At 70.0% G+C, this 17,941-nt stretch carries 15 protein-coding genes; 3 read left to right on the top strand and 12 right to left on the bottom strand.

The features are described from left to right. Window positions 1-27 precede the first annotated feature (27 nt). Window positions 28-1,197: an ABC transporter substrate-binding protein gene (locus FNH24_RS19170; protein WP_152363803.1), complete on the bottom strand. Its 1,170-nt coding sequence runs from the start codon at window positions 1,195-1,197 to the stop codon at window positions 28-30. A 255-nt stretch (window positions 1,198-1,452) separates the two neighbouring features. Between FNH24_RS19170 and FNH24_RS19165 the strand changes: the two genes are divergently transcribed. Further along, window positions 1,453-3,522: a HelD family protein gene (locus tag FNH24_RS19165; protein ID WP_152363802.1), complete on the top strand. Its 2,070-nt coding sequence runs from the start codon at window positions 1,453-1,455 to the stop codon at window positions 3,520-3,522. On the opposite strand, the gene FNH24_RS19160 is transcribed toward FNH24_RS19165, so the two are convergent. The 5 genes from FNH24_RS19160 to FNH24_RS19140 all read right to left on the bottom strand — a co-directional run bounded on the left by FNH24_RS19160 (window position 3,475) and on the right by FNH24_RS19140 (window position 6,108). Further along, the gene (locus FNH24_RS19160; protein ID WP_152363801.1) at window positions 3,475-4,059 is read right to left on the bottom strand and encodes a TetR/AcrR family transcriptional regulator; all 585 of its coding nucleotides are present in this window, start codon (window positions 4,057-4,059) and stop codon (window positions 3,475-3,477) included. The two genes, FNH24_RS19165 and FNH24_RS19160, sit on opposite strands and share 48 nt — an antisense overlap. Window positions 4,060-4,161: 102 nt before the next feature. After that, on the bottom strand, window positions 4,162-4,518 hold the full coding sequence (locus tag FNH24_RS19155) for an SPW repeat protein (protein ID WP_152363800.1): 357 nt from the start codon (window positions 4,516-4,518) through the stop codon (window positions 4,162-4,164). 134 nt (window positions 4,519-4,652) lie between these two features. Beyond that, on the bottom strand, window positions 4,653-5,033 hold the full coding sequence (locus FNH24_RS19150) for a fluoride efflux transporter FluC (RefSeq protein ID WP_170304514.1): 381 nt from the start codon (window positions 5,031-5,033) through the stop codon (window positions 4,653-4,655). Then, window positions 5,030-5,413 (bottom strand): fluoride efflux transporter FluC, encoded by a 384-nt coding sequence (locus FNH24_RS19145; protein ID WP_217428306.1) that lies wholly within the window; start codon window positions 5,411-5,413, stop codon window positions 5,030-5,032. The genes FNH24_RS19150 and FNH24_RS19145 overlap by 4 nt, the downstream gene beginning before the upstream one ends. A 215-nt stretch (window positions 5,414-5,628) precedes the next feature. Further along, window positions 5,629-6,108, bottom strand: coding sequence for a DUF6328 family protein (locus tag FNH24_RS19140; protein WP_152363798.1), 480 nt, complete (start codon window positions 6,106-6,108; stop codon window positions 5,629-5,631). Between the two features lie 145 nt (window positions 6,109-6,253). Here FNH24_RS19140 and FNH24_RS31525 point away from each other — a divergent pair, with 145 nt between their 5' ends. Continuing rightward, on the top strand, window positions 6,254-6,421 hold the full coding sequence (locus FNH24_RS31525; protein ID WP_161606208.1) for a hypothetical protein: 168 nt from the start codon (window positions 6,254-6,256) through the stop codon (window positions 6,419-6,421). 4 nt (window positions 6,422-6,425) lie between these two features. On the opposite strand, the gene FNH24_RS19135 is transcribed toward FNH24_RS31525, so the two are convergent. The 4 genes from FNH24_RS19135 to FNH24_RS19120 form a co-directional block, all read right to left on the bottom strand. Beyond that, window positions 6,426-7,349 carry a GNAT family N-acetyltransferase gene (locus tag FNH24_RS19135; protein ID WP_161606207.1) on the bottom strand — a complete coding sequence of 308 codons (924 nt, stop codon included), beginning with the start codon at window positions 7,347-7,349 and terminating at the stop codon, window positions 6,426-6,428. 8 nt (window positions 7,350-7,357) lie between these two features. Then, window positions 7,358-8,383 (bottom strand): phosphotransferase, encoded by a 1,026-nt coding sequence (locus FNH24_RS19130; protein ID WP_152363796.1) that lies wholly within the window; start codon window positions 8,381-8,383, stop codon window positions 7,358-7,360. A gap of 823 nt (window positions 8,384-9,206) precedes the next feature. Further along, window positions 9,207-9,947, bottom strand: coding sequence for a type 1 glutamine amidotransferase (locus FNH24_RS19125; protein WP_152363795.1), 741 nt, complete (start codon window positions 9,945-9,947; stop codon window positions 9,207-9,209). A 78-nt stretch (window positions 9,948-10,025) separates the two neighbouring features. Beyond that, window positions 10,026-10,493: a nucleoside deaminase gene (locus FNH24_RS19120; protein ID WP_152363794.1), complete on the bottom strand. Its 468-nt coding sequence runs from the start codon at window positions 10,491-10,493 to the stop codon at window positions 10,026-10,028. Window positions 10,494-10,616: 123 nt separating this feature from the next. Here FNH24_RS19120 and FNH24_RS19115 point away from each other — a divergent pair, with 123 nt between their 5' ends. Further along, complete coding sequence (locus tag FNH24_RS19115) at window positions 10,617-11,444, top strand: DUF4097 family beta strand repeat-containing protein (RefSeq protein ID WP_152363793.1); 828 nt, start codon at window positions 10,617-10,619, stop codon at window positions 11,442-11,444. Window positions 11,445-11,559: 115 nt separating this feature from the next. Here the strand turns inward: FNH24_RS19115 and FNH24_RS19110 are convergent, their stop codons facing one another. Both FNH24_RS19110 and FNH24_RS19105 read right to left on the bottom strand, forming a co-directional pair. After that, window positions 11,560-11,970, bottom strand: a complete 411-nt coding sequence (locus FNH24_RS19110) for a hypothetical protein (protein WP_152363792.1) — start codon at window positions 11,968-11,970, stop codon at window positions 11,560-11,562. Next, window positions 11,970-17,840 carry a polymorphic toxin-type HINT domain-containing protein gene (locus FNH24_RS19105; protein ID WP_152363791.1) on the bottom strand — a complete coding sequence of 1,957 codons (5,871 nt, stop codon included), beginning with the start codon at window positions 17,838-17,840 and terminating at the stop codon, window positions 11,970-11,972. Before FNH24_RS19105 ends, FNH24_RS19110 begins: the two co-directional genes overlap by 1 nt. Window positions 17,841-17,941 lie beyond the last annotated feature (101 nt).

Raw genomic sequence — 17,941 nt, 5'->3', positions numbered from 1 at the left:
GGTGTCCCTCGAGGTCCGGAGTCGCGGTTACTCGAGCACCGCGAACTTGCCGTCCTTGACCACCTGCACGACGGCCTCGTGCTCGATGTCGCGCTGGTCGTTGATCGTCACCTCGCCGAGCACGGTCGGCAGCTTGTCGATGGTGCCGAAGCCGGTCTTGATCCCTTCCCGCTCGCCGTTGCAGGCCGAGCGGACGGCCGAGTCGATGATCATCAGTCCGGCGTACGCCTGCGCCGCGAACTGGTCCGGCGGCGCCTGGTTCTTCTCCTGGAAGGCGGTCAGGAAGTCGGTGTTCTGCGGGTTGTCCGAGGCGGAGTTCCAGGCCGCGCCGACCACGACACCCTCGGCCGCGGGCCCGGCCTGCTTCATCAGCGCCGGGTTGTTGAAGCCGTTGCCGCCGACGATCGGCACCTCGATGCCGAGCTCCCGGGCCTGGGTGACCAGCGGCACGGCCGCCTCGATCAGGCCGGACACGACGACGGCGTCGGGCGCGTGGCCCTTGGCCTCGGTGAGCAGCGGGCGGAAGTCGGTGTCGGCCTTGGAGAAGGTCAGGGTGTCCGCGACCTCGACGCCCTCCTGCTCCAGCGCGGACGCGAACACCTTGTAGCCGGACTCGGTGAAGGCGTCGTCGTTGCTGTACATCACGACGACCTTCTTCAGCCCGTACTTCGCCTTGGCCGCGGCGACGGTCTGCGGGATCACCTGACCCTCGGTCAGCGAGTCCCGGAAGATGTAGTTGCCCTGGGCGGTGATCCCGTCGGCGGTGTTGGAGATCGCCAGCACCGGCACCTTCTCCTCCTGGGCGATCGGCTGGGCCTGGAAGGCGCCGTTGGAGAGGGTCGGGCCGATGATCACGCTCATCCCCTTCTCGATCAGCTGCTCGAAGACGGTGATCCCCTGCCGCGGATCGGTGGCGTCGTCCTCGACGGCGAGCTCGTACTTCACGCCGCCCTTCTCGGCCAGGTGCTCGGCGGCCAGCTCGAGACCCTTCTGCTGCGACGCCCCGTAGCTCGCCGCGCCACCGGTCAGGCTGAGGGCCGCACCCACCTTCACCGGCCCCTCGATCACGCAGCTGTCACCGGTGCCCTGCCCGGTCAGCTGGCCGGCACCGGGCCCGGTCTGCCCGGTCGTGCCGCAGGCGGCCAGGGCGAGGCTGAGAGCCGCAACGGCGGCGAGAGCGGTCTTTCGGGGGTGCATCGAGATCCTCCGGTCTGAACGACAGTGGGTCTGAGTATGGGCCAGACCGACCGCAAGCGACAACCGTCGAATCATTCACAACGGGAAATAGAGCTATTCACCGATTCACCGAGCTGCATTGATCGGACGCCGGGAAATTGATATTCTTTTGAGTTTGTGTGCCCAAAAGAAAATGCACCGATTTCCGGTGCACATTTTCAGATTAGCCCATTGGCCGAGGTTCGTCAACCAGCATCCAGCGAGATCGGAGCGTGCATGATCAACAACTCGAACCACCAGGAGATCGAGCGCGAACAGGCCTATGTCACCAGCCTGTACGCACGCCTCGACCGGGCCAAGACCCGATCGGCGGAGCAACTGGATCGCGCCCATCTCGGCCCGACGACGGAGACCGACCAGGCCGCCTCGGAGCGGGAGTCTTTCGCGCGGCTCTATTCCGGCCGGTCCAGTCAATTGTCGACGGTCGAACGCGGATTGTGTTTCGGTCGGATCGATGGCATCGATCGATCACATTTCTACATCGGTCGGATCGGCCTTTTCGACGACGAGTACGAGCCGTTGCTCATCGACTGGCGGGCGCCGGTGGCGCAGTCCTTCTACCGGGCCACCGCCGCCGCCCCGCTCGGGGTGCAACGACGGCGACACATCCGGCTCGACGGCCGGCGGGTGGTCGGGGTCGACGACGATCTGCTCGACTCGACCGGGCTCGATGATCAAGCTCGGCGCTCGCTCACCGGCGAGGCGGCGCTGCTCGCGTCGGTGTCGGCCGACCGGACCGGACGGATGGGCGAGATCGTCGCCACGATCCAGGCGGAGCAGGACCAGATCGTCCGGTCCGGCCTGCCCGGCATCCTGGTGGTCCAGGGCGGTCCCGGCACCGGCAAGACCGTGGTCGCGCTGCATCGCGCCGCCTATCTGCTCTACTCGCATCGGGAGCAACTGTCCCGGCGCGGGGTGCTGGTGGTCGGTCCGAACTCGACCTTCCTGCGCTACATCGACCAGGTGCTGCCGTCGCTCGGTGAGACCGATGTCGTGTTGTCGACGGTGGGTGATCTCTATCCGGGGTTGTCCGCGACCGCCGACGAAGCGCCGGCCGCCCGCCGGCTCAAGGGCGATCTCCTGATGGCCGAGGTGATCGCCCGGGCGGTCCGGCTGCTCCGCCGCGACGGCGTCCGGCAGGACCTCGCGCCGGAGCGGCTGTTGAGCCGGCTCTGGGCCTGGCCGGAGTTCCTCGAAGCGGTGGCACCGGAGCTGGACGCCACCGAGCGGGCCGCATTGCGCCGGGACCCCGGCGCCGCGTGGACCCCCGCCGACGTGGCCCTGCTGGACGAGGCGGCCGAGCTGGTCGGCGATTCCGAGGCGACGGTACGCGAGCGGCGCCGGGCGAAGGCGGCCAAAGCGTCGGCCGAGGCCGATCATCTCGAGTACACCCGCGGGGTCGTGCTCAGCGAGCTCGCGTCCGACCGGATCACCCTCGAGCCGTGGGAGATCGAGGACTTCATCGGGGTGATGGCCGACCGCACCCGGCCGCGGGACGAGGTGACCAGCACGATCGCCGAACGGGCCGCCGCCGACCGGACCTGGCAGTTCGGACACGTGATCGTCGACGAGGCCCAGGAGCTGTCGCCGATGGACTGGCGGATGCTGATGCGGCGCTGCCCGCGGCGCTCGATGACCCTCGTCGGCGACCTGGCTCAGGCCGGCACCGAGACCGGGGTGCGGTCCTGGGCCGAATTGCTCGACGGCTACGCCGCGGGCCGCTGGCGTACGGCCGAACTGACGGTGAACTACCGGACGCCGAGCGAGATCATGGCGGTGGCCGGCGACGTCCTCGCCGCCGTCGATCCGGAGTTGCGGCCACCGACCTCGGTGCGATCGACCGGCGTCCGGCCGCTGAGCCGCTGTGTCCGAGAGGCGGACCTGGTCGACGCCGTCGCCGCGGCGATCACGGCGGAGCGGGAGCGGCTCGGCGACGGCCGACTGGCCGTGATCGTGCCCCGGTCGCGCTATCGGGAATTGGCCGTGTCGCTCGGTGAGCGGGTGCCGGGGCTCGCCCACGGCACCGGGTCGGAGGTGCTCGACGCGGCCGCGGCGGTGCTCGACGTGGACCAGGTCAAGGGGCTCGAGTTCGACTCCGTGTTGATCGCCGATCCCGGGACCATCCTGCGGGACTCCCCCCGCGGCCGTTCCGATCTCTATGTCGCGGTGACCCGGGCGACCCGGCGCCTCGGCGTGATCACGGCCGGCGTCCTGCCGACCGAGCTGCAACGGCTCGGGTCAGCCGCCGGTGAGGCCGGCGGCGACGACGCGGGCGGCCGCGGCTAGGTCCGGCTGCCGGCCGTCGAACCGGCGGTTGTTGGCGTCGAACAGCATCACCGCGACGAAGGTACGGGCAGCGTCGCGTCGCCGTCGGGCATCCGGCGGCGACGCGGCCGCTGCGTCGAGCACCGACTCGGTCAGCTCCACCAGCCCGTCGGTGAGCCGGCGCAGGTGACCGCGCACCTCCGGATGGGTGTCCACCTCGCGCATCAGCACCGTCCGCAGCAACACCGACTCGTGTCTGCCCAGGTCGAGGCCGCGGGCCAGCCGGCGGAGCGACCCGACGACGTCGCCGTGGCGCGCAACCCGGTCGACGTCGCACAGCGGAGCCACCGGCATCCGTTCGGCGAACAGGGTGGTGAGGATGTTGATCTTCTTGGGGAAGTAGTAGAACAGCAGCCCCTTCGGTGTCCCGGCGGCCGCGGCGATCTTGGCCGTCGGGGTGGCGTCGAAGCCGGTGCCGGCGAACAGTTCCTCGGCGGCGTCCAGGATCCGCTCCCGGGCCGCGTTGTCGGTTGCCGGTTGGTCTGATCGCCGTGCCATGGTCCGCCTTCGCCGCTGGTCGTCGTGGGAGGGATTGCTGCTGGACAAAGCTTTGCGGGCCGGTCTCCCGGCCCGCAAGGGTGAATGGGTTGAGGCGGTCCGTCAGCTCTGCGGGACCGCGTGGTGATGCGCCCGGTTGCTGGACGGAATCGCCCAGATGCCGGTGGCCAGGGCGATGATGCCGAGGATCCAGGCCGTCCACGCCATGCCGGTGACGCCGGCGAAGCCGAGCACCCAGGGCGAGACGAACATCAACAGCCCGAGGGCCGCATGGATGTATTCCGAGGCCACGGCGCCGGGAGCGGCGAGCGACCACAGGGCGCTGCCCGCGAGCAGGACGCCGAGCACGATCATCGACCAGGTGGCGGCCATCGTCGCCTGGGTCCAGATGGGCGACAGGAACGCGTACACCCCGACCACCAGGGCGACCCAGTCCTGCCATCGAGTCCACTTACGCATGGAGATCTCTTCCTCTCTTGAGGATCCGTCGACCTCCGGCGGATCACTATGACTCCATAGTAGGTCCTTGATTGACCGCCCGGTCAAGATCTTGAACGGGGGTCGAGTGTCTGTTTGATCACGTACGAACCCGGTCAGCCGAGCCGGCCGACCAGCAGCCCCGCGTACGCCAGCAGGACCGACCCGAACAGCATCCCGAGCCCGTTGATCAGGCCGTCGCGGTACCGCCGGTCCGCCAGCAGTCGTACGGTCTCGACGCTGGCGGTGCTGAACGTCGTGTAGCCGCCCAGCAGGCCGACCCCGGCCACCGTCGCCCAGGCCTGGTCCACGTGGCCGCTGACGTAGCCGGTGATCAGGCCGAGCAGCAGCGAGCCGCTGAGATTGATCACCATCGTGCCCCACGGAAGCGCCGACCGATCCGCCAGCCGCCGCTGGATCGCCAGGTCCACCAGAAAGCGCAGCGCCGCCCCCACTCCCCCGGCGACCGCGATCATGATCAACATGGGTCCGCTCACGATGCCCGCCGACCACGGCCCGCGGCGAGGCCGGCCCAGCTGAGCAGGGCCCCGGCCAGCACGGTGATCAGCGCGTAGCCGAGCCCCCGCGCCAGGTCGCCACCGTCGATCAACAGCACCGAGTCGGCCGCCAAGGCACTGTAGGTGGTGTAGCCGCCGAGCACTCCGGTGCCGCAGAGCAGCCGCACCGTCTGCAGCCGACCGGTGTCGGGGCCGAACCGGCGCAACACCGAAAGCAGCAGGCCGAGCAGGAACGCACCGGTCAGGTTGATCACCAGGATGCCGAACGGCACCGCCAGGAGGTCCGGGATCGCCTCATCGAGCAGGGCCCGCCCCGCGGTCCCGACCGCGCCACCCATGGCGACGATCCCGGCTCCCACCAGCGGATGATGTCGCGGTGTCGGGCTGTGATCATCTTCGCGCATTCGTGTGCCTCCGGCCGAGTCTGGCAGCTTCCTCGACCGGACGGTCACCCGGGTCCGACGCTTGTTCCGTTCCCTGAGCTTGTCGAAGGGCAGACCAGATCCACTGGCCGTGAGGGACGGAGCTTCCAGGTGGCTTGCCCTTCGACAGGCTCAGGGAACGGAACAAGCGGTCAGCGGCGCACCAGGAGCCGGGGCAGGATGCCCACGGCGGCGATCATGATCAGGGCGCCGGCTCCGGCGAGGAACGACCAGGGTCGACCGACGGTGACGTCGAAGATCAACAGGGTGGTCCCGGTCAGAGTCAGGGCTACCCCGACCAGCGCCAGCACGACCAGGCGATGGCCGAGCTTGACGACGTCGGCCTTCTGGCCCCGCCGAAACAAGGCCCGGTGCAGGCTGACCGGTGCCAGGGCCAGTGCGGTCGTCGTGGCGGCCAGGATCACCAAGATCAGATACACGGTGAGCTGAAACTGGTCGAGCTTGTCGAACTGCGGCTGGAACGCGACCGCGAGCAGGAACCCGAACAGGATCTGGGTGCCGGTCTGGGTGACCCGGAGCTCCTGCAGCAGCTCGTTCCAGTTCCGGTCCATCCGCTGGTTCTCGGTCTCATCGCGGCCGTCGGGCCACGGATCGGACGCCGGCTGCTCCATTCCCCGTCTCCTCACCTCCGCCGGCGACGGACCGGGCGGTCGGTTCGATCCTGCCACGGAACGCGCGGCGGAGTTGCGTCCCCGTCTCGATCATGGTGGCGTTGACCCGAGCAGCTCAGCGAATGACCTCGAGGAAGGAATCACCATGCCGGATCGTGATCAGCAGCCGGAGCAGGAGTCCGAACTGCAGGACCTCGAGGACGACGCCCGCCGGTCGGACGACCTTCCCGCGGGCGCCAATCCGGAGTCGCCGCAACACAAGTCGGCGAAGAAGAACCTCGAGGATGCAAAGTCGGAGGGTTCCGAGGACTGAGTGGTCACCCGGGCCCGGCGCCCGGCCACAGGGCGCGCCGGAACCGGTGGCTGCGGCCGACGATCGTGAAGCCCAGCCGCAGGTAGAGCCGCAGCGCCCCGGCCGGATCGTGGCCTTCGGTGTGCAGCCGCACCCGTGTGGCGCCTCGCTCAGCGAGCCGGTCGAGCAGGTCGGTCACCAGCGCCGAGCCCAGCCCACGGCCGCGAACCGCCGGATCGACCCCGAGGTCGTCGACCTCGGCCCGGTCGCCGCCGAACTCCGCGGAGGCCAGTCCGACCAGCCCGGCCTCGTTCTCCGCCAGCAGGTAGAGCTCCAGGTCCGCCTCGGCCAGCCAGTCCTCGACCTGGTCCGGCCCGGGCGGTGTGAAGTACGGTCGCCCGGCCCACACCCGCGCCAGCAGCCGGGACACCGCCTCGGCGTCGTCCGGCCGAGCCGTGCGCAGCCTGATCCCGTTCGGCAACGGCGAGCGCAGCGGACGCTCGGTCAGCTCCAGTTCGACCATGTCGAAGGTCGGGGCGAAGCCGAGCCGGCGCAGCAGGTCGGACCGGTCCTGCTCGTCGTCCCGGCTGTTGGCGCCGAGCACGATCCGATGGCCGGCCGGGCTCAGCTGCTCGATCGCCGACGCCACAGCCTCGAAGAGCGCCGACTCGGTCTCGGTCCGCCGACCGTCGGGGACGGCCCACACATCGAGCAGCCGCACCTCCGTCCCGTCGGCCTCGACCCAGCCGCGCACCAGCCCGTAGCCATGGATCCGGTCGTCCTGACCCCGGGCGATCAGAGCCGGATGGCCGGACCCCAGGGCGCCGGCGAGGTCGGCGGCGGTCGGCACCGCCTCCAGGGTCGAGTACGGATCGATCTCGGCCGCGGAGTCGGCCCGGAGGCCGGCCAGGATCGCGGCATCCCGGTCGCGGTCGGCCGGCGTGATCACCGCAGCCATCAGTGGCCGGCCGGCTGGGCGGCGAGCCGGCCGATCGACTCGACCAGCCCGTCCCAGGCCAGCTCGGTATCGGCCGATCGATCATGATCGTTCCGGAGCTGGTCGACGTAGATGCCGACCTCCTCCAGGTCCCAGCGGAGGTGATAGCCCCTGATCAACGACCGGTCGACACGGTGCCCGGTCGCCGCCCGGTAGCGGTCCAGGTGCTCCGGAGCCGCGTCGATCCCGGCCAGATCCCGTTCCGGGACGGCCAGTCCCACGGTGTCCCAGTCGATCAGGTGATAGCCCGCCGGACCACGGGAGTCGACCGGACCTTGATCACGCAACAGGTTGCCCGGGTGCGGCTCGCCGTGAGTGATCACCAACTCGGCCGGTTCGGTGGGCATCGTGACGGCGATCCGGTCGAATTCGGCCAGCGCCCGCCGCACGCCCTCCCGATGATCGGCGAGCAGCCCGCGCGCCGCCGCCGTGAACGGCCCGGCGTCCGGCCAGTCCGCCGAGGTCGACTCGAGGGACGCCAGGACCGTGTCCCGCCGGGTCAGCTCGAACCGCTGCTCTGGCGTCCCCGCCACCGGCTCGGCATCGTGCAGGGCGGCCAGCACGTCGATCACGTCCGACAGCTCGGCCGCGGTCCGTTTCCGGTCGAAGGAGCCGGGCTCCGCGTCGAGGTGCGGGAACACGCTGACGGCATAGCGCGGCCCGGAGGGCCGCACGGAGCGGCCGTCGACGCCGCGCACCGGGCCGGCGACGAAGGCCAACTCCGGCCGGAGGGCCAGCTCGGCAGCCGTGTCCATGGCCCGCTCCAACCCGATCGCGGCGGACACCGGATCAGGCCCACAATGGCTCTTCTGGGTCAGATCGGCCACCTTGACGAACCAGCGATCACCCGCCGCGCTGCTCGCCGTCCAGTGGTAGTCGCCGAAGCCGACCGGGGCATACTCCAAGATCACCGGCTCGATCCGCCAGCCCTCGGTCAAGGTCTTGATCAGGTCCTCCTCGTCGAAGTCCGGCGGGCGATCTCGCATGCGCGGACCGTACCCGGCCGCCGCTCCGCCCGGCCACTGGTTTGTCGCCGGTCTCGTTCCCTTGAGCCTGTCGAAGAGCAGGTCGGATGCCTCTGGCTCGCCCCCTTCGACAGGCTCAGGACATGCTTCGACAGGCTCAGCCCGGATCCACCGCTGAGCTCGGCAGGGCTCGTGGAATCGCGATCACCGAGATCACCCGCCGGCGTGCGTCGAGTGGACTGTTTGGTCAGCTCCCGGGCGAGGATCCGCGCCCAAAGTGACCACTCGCTGAGTGCCTCCGATCACTGCCGGTTGAGTCTTCGGAGACCTTCTTGGCACCAAGAGGGGCCGGGTTCGGGTGCTGGTCGGCTCCGGGCCGCCCGCTCGCGTTCCGCCGCTGACGTTGAGTCGGCACGGTGCGTGGCCGAGCTTGCGTCGAGAGTGCACTTTCCCACCTGAATTCGTCCAACTCGCGTGGATAAGGTCACACTCGGCGCAGTCGGCGCCGATCCGCAACCGAGATCGCTTACGGCAGGCGTCGAGTGGACAGTTTGGGCAGCTCCCAGGCGAGGATCCGCGCCCAAAGTGACCACTCGCTGAGTGCCTCCGATCCCAGCGCCGGACCGGTGGCCGGCCGCGATTCCGGCCGACGGCTCGAACCCGTCCGTCCTTGGCGCGTCTTTTCCGGCCGACAGGCCGAAACCCCAACAGAGGCGCACCGGCCTGGCTTGCCCTTCGACAGGCTCAGGGAACGAACAAGCGGCAGCTCCGCCCGGACAGGTGGATGCAACACGACAGTTCCAAGATCATCGGTGGATCCGGGCTCTCAGGGACCGAAAGGGGCTCAGTGCGTTCGTACTGAAGTGCCGGACCGGACGACCGCGGCGAAGCGTTCGGCGAAGGTGCGCCAGATCGGAGCGGTGATCGGTTCGTCGGCGGCCGCTCGACGTACGACTTCGTCCGGGTCGAAACCCTGCTCGATCAGCCGGTCGCGGTCCCAGGCCTGGACCCGCCGCACGTCGATCTCGGGATGGAACTGCACGCCCCAGGCCGAGTCCCCGACCCGGAAGGCCTGGATCGGGCAGCGTTCGCTGCTGGCCAACAGGACGGCACCGGGCGGCACCTCGGTGATCTGGTCGACGTGGTGCTCCGTCGCCAGGAAGGTCGGAGTCAGGTCGGCGAACAGCGGATCCTGACCGGCCGGCTCGTGGGTGATCAGCCGGGTGCTGCCCGCCTCCGGCTCGCCGTGATCGGCCCGCACCGTACCGCCGGCGACGTGGGCCAGCAGTTGGCCGCCGAGGCAGATGCCGAGCACCGGCACCGCCCGGTCCAGCGCCTGCCGGGTGACCTCGCGCTCCCGCGCGAGCCAGGGTCCGCGCTCGTCGTCGTCCGGCATCAGGCCGCCGCCGAGCAGCGCCAGGCCGTCATGATCATCGAGATCGGGGATCGGGGCGCCGGTGTAGGCGGGCACGATGTCGACCTCGACCCCGGCCTCGCGCCACCACCCTTCGAACCGGCCCAGGCCTCCCGCCGGGGTGTTCTGGACGACGAGGACGCGCGGATTCCGGGTCGCTGACTCGGGCATGCAATCTCCTGTAGCTGCGGCTGACGCCATGCTTTCAGGTGCCGGTCACCCGGCTGACAGGTGCCCCAGGAGCGAAGGTCAGTAGTCGACCTTGTCGTCGAGGTTGTTCCAAGCTTCGAAGGGCGCCTCGGCCTGCGGCAGCTCGTGCCGGCGCAGCAGGATCGGCCAGTTCCGCCGCTCCCGGCGGAGCAGCTCGTAGAACTCCAGGTCGTCGAATCCGCTGCGTGCCGCGGCGTACCGGTCGGCGGCGTAGACGACCTCGTCCAGCCGGGCCCACAGGGAGGTGCTCAGGCACATCGGGCACGGCTCGCAGGATGCGTACAGCACACAACCGGACAACGAGTACGTGCCGGCCTCCCGGCAGGCCCGCCGGATCGCCACCACCTCGGCATGGGCGCTCGGGTCGTTGTCCCGGGTCACCCGGTTCTCCCCGGTCGCGAGCTCCTCGCCGTCACGGACGATCACCGCACCGAACGGGCCCCCACCGTCGGCGACGCTGCGCACGGCGAGCTCGACCGCTCGCTCCAGGTACGTCACCTCACTCATCACCGGCACTGTCTATCAGAGGGCCGCCGTGTCAGCCGCCGTGTCAGGAGGGTGTCAGGACGGTGGCGGAACCGGCGCCGATGGTTGTCCCAAGAGCACGAACGAACCCGAGGGAGAACCGAGATGCCCACCTTTGCCACCCCGAGCCCGATCGCCGCCACCGTCGAGGTCGCCGGCGCCCGGGTGCGGATCACCGCGAGTGACCGGACCGACACGGTCGTCGACGTACGGCCGCTCAATGGCGACGCGTTGTCGATCAAGGTGGCGGAACGGACCGAGGTCGAGTTCGCGGGTGGCCGGCTCTCGGTCAAGACGAAGACCGCCGGCGCCAAGGACGGGTCGGTCGCGATCACCATCGACCTGCCGACCGGCTCCGCCCTGGCCGCCTACCTGGCGTACTCGACCGTGCAGGCCGACGGCTTGTTCGGCGCAAGCGAGTTGCACCAGGCCTCGGGCCGGGCGCGGCTCGAGCACGTTGCCGGCCTGCGGGCGAGCATCGCCTCCGGTGACGTCGAGATCGGCCGGATCGGCGGCCGCGCCGACATCGAAGGCGCCTCCTTCTCGCTGCGGATCGCCGAGGCCGCCGGCCCGGTCAGCTTCGCCAACGCCGGTGGCCGGACCTGGATCGGTCACGCCGCGGGCGACCTGACCCTCGGCGGCGCCAACTCGACCTTCGACATCGATCGCGCCGACGGTGACGTCGCCGTGGAGACCGCGGGCGGTGCCATCCGGATCGGCCGGATGACCAACGGCCGGGCCAAGCTCCGCAACGCCTCGGGCGACATCGAGATCGGCATCAGCGAGGACGCGGCCGCCTCCGTCGACGTGAACAGCGAGCGCGGCGCCGTCCACAACTACGTCGCCGCACCGAGCAAGCCGCGCCCCGCCGACCCCAAGGTCTCGATCTTCGCCCGCACCCGGCACGGCGACATCACGGTGCAACGGAGTTGATCAACGAGGGATCCTGGCATGCCCCCTTCGACAGGCTCAGGACATGCTTCGACGGGCTCAGGGAACGAACAAACCGACAGGCTCAGGGAACGTATAGATCGCCGCGGGCCTGGCGTCAGAAGCCGGGGACCAGCAGGTCTTCCAGCTTCTGGTAGATCGCCAGGTAGTCCGGTCGGTCGAATTCCGGTGGTTGCCACTGCCGCGACTCGAAGTGTCCGATCGCCTCCGGTGGTACGGCGATGTCGTACTCGCGGAGGTAGTCGATGGCGTCCAGGCGCCAGTAGTACAGGCCGTCCGACGCGATGGCCGATCCCCCGGCCACGCCGAACCGGTCACCGAGTTCGTCGCGGGTGTACTCCATCCAGGCCAGGAAGAGCGGGCAGCCGCTCAGGTACGTGATCACCCGTTCCTTCAGGTCCGGATCGATCGGATGAGTCCGATCGAGCTGGTCGGCCGACCAGGGCGTGCCGTCCGGCGGCGGTCCGAGGGTGCCCAGCGGCCTGAGGACTGGTCCATCGGCCGCCATCAGAATGCTCCTTGCAGCAGTTCACCGGTCACGGGACTCAACTGAGCCTTCCGGGTTGTGGCGATGACGTCGACGCCCAACGTCCTGGCGATCTCGGGGGCCGCCTCGCGTCCACCATGGCACATGACGAGCCGGATCGGCTGGCCGGTGTAACTCGGGTTCTGGAGGACCGCATCGACGATCTGCTGAGTGTGGGTCACGGTTCCGTCCACGAACTCCTTCCCCTTCTTGACCCCGTGCTCGACGATCACCGCGCGTCCTTCCGAGGTTCCGTGGACGATCACGTCATGCATGCCGCCGGTGCCCTGTGACCGGCCGTAGTTCGTCAACGTCGCCGCGTCGTCGCCGATCGCGGTAGCGGTGCTGCTGTGCCGGACCGTGGCCCCGTTGGCCATGAAGGAATCCATCTCGGCCGAGCAGCGGTTGTGCACGAGGAGCCAGGCGACACCTGCCTGGACGTGGTACGTGTGCAGGCCCTCGACGTGGAAGTTGTAGACCGTCGCCGTTTCGCCCGTCGGCCGGACCCGAGCGACCTCGACCTCACTGCCTTTGGCATCGACCAGGGTGTCTCCGGGTTGGAGGTCACGAACCGGCACCCAGCCCTTACCCGGAACGTAGAACGGGTGTTCTTCGGTCGAGGTCACGGTCCCCGTGTTCGTGATCACGTCGTAGGTCGGCGTGTTCTCGTGGACGTAGGTGTCGACCACCCGCCGGCCGTGGGTCTCGCCGGTCTCCGGGTCGGTCGCCACCACCTCGTCGCCGACCTGGATGTCCTCGATCGACGCCGAACTGCCGTCGGCCAGCAGGACCTGCGTTCCCGCCACGAAGCAGGCGTTCTTCGCCGTCCCGGACATCTTCGACATCAGCTTGCCGCCGGCTCCCTTGAGCAGCTTGGCGCCGCCCTTCAACGCGGCCGCGCCGGGGATCGGGATCATGCCCACGGCGCCGTCGAAGGCGGCCTGGCCCCAGTCGACCGAGCCGTTGGTCGCCTTCTGCTGCGCGACCGACATGCCCATCGACAGGGCACCGCCGGCCAGCGCGAGACCGACCGGGCCGCCGACGCCGGTGGCCATCAGGGCCACGCCGGCCACGATCATGGCGCCGGCGGCGATGTACTCCCAGTTGTCGGCGACCCACGAGGTCGTCGCGTTCCAGGCGGCGGCCAGGGCGCCGTTGTTGGAGTCGCGGTAGGCCTGGAGTTCCTCGTCGGTGACCGGCTGCAGGCCCCACGGATCCGACTGGTTCATCGGGTCGTTGCCGGCGAAGGAGTACGGGTTCCCGGCCCAACCGGTGCCGAGCACCGGATCCAGCGGATCGGTGGACAGGAACCCGCGGCTGCTCGGGTCGTAGACCCGCGCCTGCATCCACTCCCGGCCGTCGACCAGCAGGTTGCCCTGGCCGCCGACGGCGACCCCGGACGGCATCCCGGCCCGCTGGACGCCCGGCGCGACCCCCCACGGATCGGTCCCGGTGGAGCGCGGGCGCCAGTCCGGCGTCACCCATTCGCCCTGCTCGCCCGCGCTACCGGCCGCATCCGGCGGCAGCAGGGCCGTCAGCGGACCGAAACTGGAGACCGAGAGGTCGCCGAGTTGCGCCAACAGCGGCAGGTCGGCGGCCGAATCCCAGGCCACCGGTTGATCATCGACGGCCGCCAGCTCGCCCAGGGCGTCGACCTGGAAATCCCGGATCGTCGCCTCCTCCGGTGACGCGTCCCGGGTCCGGGCGATGATCTTGTCCTGGCTGCGGGTGATGGTCGTGATCCGGGCCAGGAACCCGCGCGGATCCCAGCCGAACCGCCGCTCCCCTTCCGGACCGACCTCACGGGTCCGGCGACCGGACGCGTCATAGCCGTACTCGGTCACGCCGGCCGAGCCGCGACGGGTCAGCAACTGCCCGGCCCGGTCGTAGTCGAAGTCGGTGGTCCGACCGTCGGTGACCTCCCGGATCAACCGACCCGCGGCATCGTAGGTGTAACCGGTCACCGACCCGTCGCTCCGGCGGGCCTCGACCAGCTGCCCGGCCGGGTCATAGCCGTAGTCCGTGCGGAGGTCGTTGCTGACCTGGGCGATCACCCGGCCGGCGGCATCGCGCTCGATCTCTGTCGACTCGGTCACCCCGTGCCGAACCACCCGGTGCCGGACGATCGCACCGCCGTCCCAGACCCAGGTCGCGTGCAGCCCGGGCGCGGCCATCGACACGATCCGGCCGATGCCGTCCCGCTCGATCGCCGCCCGGCCCAGACCCGGCTCGGTCACCGCGGTGACGCGGCCGGCCCGGTCGTACTCGTAACGGGTCTGGGAGCCGTCGCTGCGGGTGAACGAGGTCCGGCGGCCGTCGCCGTCGTAGCTCCAGGACAGCGCGACGCCGGTTTCGGAAGCGCCGTCGCGGCCACGACTGCGGCGGATCAGTCGGCCGGTTTCATCCCGGACGAGTTCGGTGACCGTGTCGCCCTCGTGCACCCGGACGGTGCGAGTGGTGAGGTCACGTTCGATCCGGGAGAGCAGCCGGTCGCCGGCCCGGGTCTCGGTGAGCCGGCCGGTGTTGTCGTACGTCCACGACAGCTCAGCTCCGGTCGGGTCGATCCGGCGGGTCTGCCGACCGGCCGCGTCGTAGCCGTAGCGGGTGGTCCGGCCGAGCGGATCGATCTCGGCGGTGATCCGGCCCAGCACGTCGAAGCGCCGCTCGGTCCGCTGGCCCAGCGGATCGACGACGGCGACGCAGTGGCCGACCTCGTCGTACTCGAACCGGGTCTGACCACCGGCGCCGTTGACCACGCCGACCAGCTGTCCGGCCGCGTCGTACTGCAGCCGGCGGCGGCCGTACCAGCCGTCGTTCAGCCGGATCGTCCGGCCGGCCTTGTCGTAGCCGAAGGTCGAGGTCCCCTTGCCCGGTTCGAACCGTTCGGTCACCCGGCCGCACGCGTCGTAGGCCAGCCAGGCCTGCTCGCCGGTCGGCCAGTCCTCGCGGATCAGCCGGCCGTCGGCGTCATAACTGAACTCGTAGCGGGAGCCGTCGGTGTCGATCGTCGCCGACCGGCGACCGCAGGCGTCGTACTCGTAGCGGTACGTGGTGCCCAGCGGATGCGTGACCGCGACGACGCGACCGGCGACGTCCCGCCGGAAGCGGGTGGTGGCGCCGGTCGGGTCGGTGTGCTCGATCAGCTGGCCGCTGAGGTCGTAGCGGAAGCGGGCGGTCGTGCCGTCCGGCCCGGTCTCGGCCACGGTCCGGCCGAGGGCGTCGTAGGCCGTGGTCGACTGGCCCAGCCGATCACCGAACCGGGTCGGCCGGCCCTGGCGGTCCCGCTGCACGGTCTGCTCGACCCCGGTCGGATCGACCGTCCGGGTCAGGAATCCCTGGACGTCGTAGTCGATCTCCCACCGGCCGCCGGCGGCATCGGTCCGGGAGGTCGGCCGGGACATCGCGTCGTAGCCGAACTCCCAGGCGCTGCCGTCGGGCAACTCGGTCCGGGTCTGATTGCCCAGGTCGTCATAGCTCTGGCTCAGGGCCCGGCCGAGCGGGTCGATGGTCCGGGACTGCTCACCGTGCTCGCCGTACTCGATCTCGGTCCGACCGCCCAGCGGGTCGATCATGGCGGTGACCCGGCCGGCGGTCGAGGTCTCGTAGCGCCAGATCGCGCCGTCGGGATCGTGTCGGGACAGCAACGCGCCGGCGCCGTCGTAGCGGTACGTCGTCCGGTGGCCCAACGGCGTGATCGCCCCGGTCACCCGACCAAGATCATCCCGCTCCAGCCGCGCGACGTTACCGGCGGCGTCGGTGCTGGAGATCAGCTCGCCGTGCTCGTCATGATCGAACTGCAGCGTGACGCCGACCGGGTCGATGATCTTCTTCAGCAGGCCGTCGACCCAGGTCATCAGCGTGACCCCGCCCTCGGGATCGATCACCCGGGACGGATCGCGCGAATCGCCCTCGTAGCTGTAATGCGTGATCGCCTCGACCGGGCCGCCATGATCATCCTTGCTGGTGATCAGGACGGTGATCGGCCGGTCGACCTCGTCGTAGGCCCAGTGCGCCCGGGCTCCGGACGGCAGCACCTGGCCGATCCGCCGGCCGCGCTGGTCGTAGCTGTTGACGGTGGTCGCACCGTTGCGCTCGGTGATCATGACCGGGTTACCGTGCCGGTCGTAGCTGGTCGACTGGCGATGATCATCGGCATCGATGACACCGATCAGGCGGCCCTTGCCGTCGGCGATCCAGGTGTTGGCCCGGGTGCCATCGATATCGGAGACCTCGGTCACCCCGCCCGGCAGGTAGACGAAGCGGGTCAACCGGCCGAACGGGGACAGCTGGGTGGTGACCCGGCCCTGTTCGTCGTACGTGTTCTCGGCCTCCAACACCTGGTCGGCGTCGAACACCGCATCGACCAGGTCGGCGTCGTTCCAGCGGTAGCTTCGGCGGCCGGCCGGGGTGTCGGCGGCGACCAGTCGGCCGGCGCTGTCGTAGTCGTAGGTCACCCGGCGGCCGTCGGAAGCGGTCGCCGCGGCGATCCGGCCGGACTCGTCGTCCCAGTGCAGTTCGACGGACCGGCCGAGCTCGTGGCTCAGCGTGATCAGCCGGCCGGCGTCGTCGTACCCGAAGCTGATCTTGGTCCCCGGACCGTGGTCGGTCGCGATCAGCCGGCCGTCGGCGCCGAGCACCCAGCGCAGGCCGGTCGAGTTCCGCACCGTGTAACCCGGGCCCGGCCCGTCTTCTACCGAGTGCCGGGTCAGCCACAGGTTCTCGCCGGTGGCCCGGTCCCAGCCGTTACCGAGGCGAGGGAAGACGATCTCGCGGCCGTCGGACAGCCGGAGCCGGGCCGCCTCATCGGTCAGGGTCAGCCCGGCCTCGGTCCACGACGTCCAGCCGAGCCCGAACGCGCCGACGGCCCGGCTCAGTGAGTTGTAGGTCCGGGTCAGGCCCAGCTCGGACGTGGCGCCGGTGAACGCGAGGTCGCACTCGTTCTCGATGAAGTTGCCGGTCGCGGTGTTGATCGGGTCGTCGGAGTAGCCGGTGGTGGGCGGCGAACCGTGCGCGGTGGCCGGGTCGATGACGATGTCCTGTCGGTTGACCGACACATTGGCCGCGCGCAGGGCCGCCTCGATCGTGCTGTTCGACAACGTCGACACGTTGCCTTCGCCACCGGCCTTGGCAAACGCGTCGGCCACGGTGTTGGCCCACGTGCCGTCCTCACCGTTGAGCCGCAGCCAGTCCTTCAGACCCTGGATCGGGCCCGACGCATCCAACGTCGCCCACTTGCAGTCCGAATCGAAGTTGCCGCACTGCGTTTGCAGGGTCCCCGCCCGATCCGAGAACGCCTCATCCCCACCCGAGGTGCTCGACGCGAAGGACCGCAGATTCTCCGGCTTCGCCGACGTCGTCCCGCCTCCGCCGCCACCGCTGCCGCCGCTCGGGGTCGGGGTTTCCCGCGTCCCCGACCGCGGCGCCGCCGCCGACGCCGACGGACCCGTCTCGCTGATGTTGGTGTCCGGCGGATCCTCGCCACCGAACACGTTGTCCCAGCCCCGCTCCAACGCATTCCGGTCGTCCTGGCGCTGGGCCCAGTCGCGCGCCGTCTTCCGCCGGGCGTTCTCCGCCCGTGCCGCCTCCTCGACGTCCTCGATCTTCGAGGCCACCGCCCGTAGCGCCGACACGACCTCGGTCAGGTCACCCAACTGCGTGGTCCCGTTCTGGGAGAACACCTCCGAGAAGTGGCCCTTGAAGTCCTTCAGCCCATCCGAACGCCACGTCGACCGATCGGACCGTTGCGCCTCCACATCCGTGGCCGCCGCCCGAAACGCCGCCTTCACCGTCGTCGACGTGTCGAAATTGAACTCGACGTCCGCCATGCCCTTCAGATCATCAATGTTCACCACAGCCCGCTCAACCTCTCACCGCGCGATTCAACCGACATCAACCCGAGTTGACGCGCGCCGTTTCGGGTCGGATCCCGTTCCGGCGCCTTCGGCACCATGGT

It is taken from the genome of Microlunatus speluncae (genome assembly GCF_009299835.1).
Taxonomy (GTDB): Bacteria; Actinomycetota; Actinomycetes; order Propionibacteriales; family Propionibacteriaceae; genus Microlunatus; species Microlunatus speluncae.
This window is presented reverse-complemented; position numbering and strand designations above follow the sequence as displayed.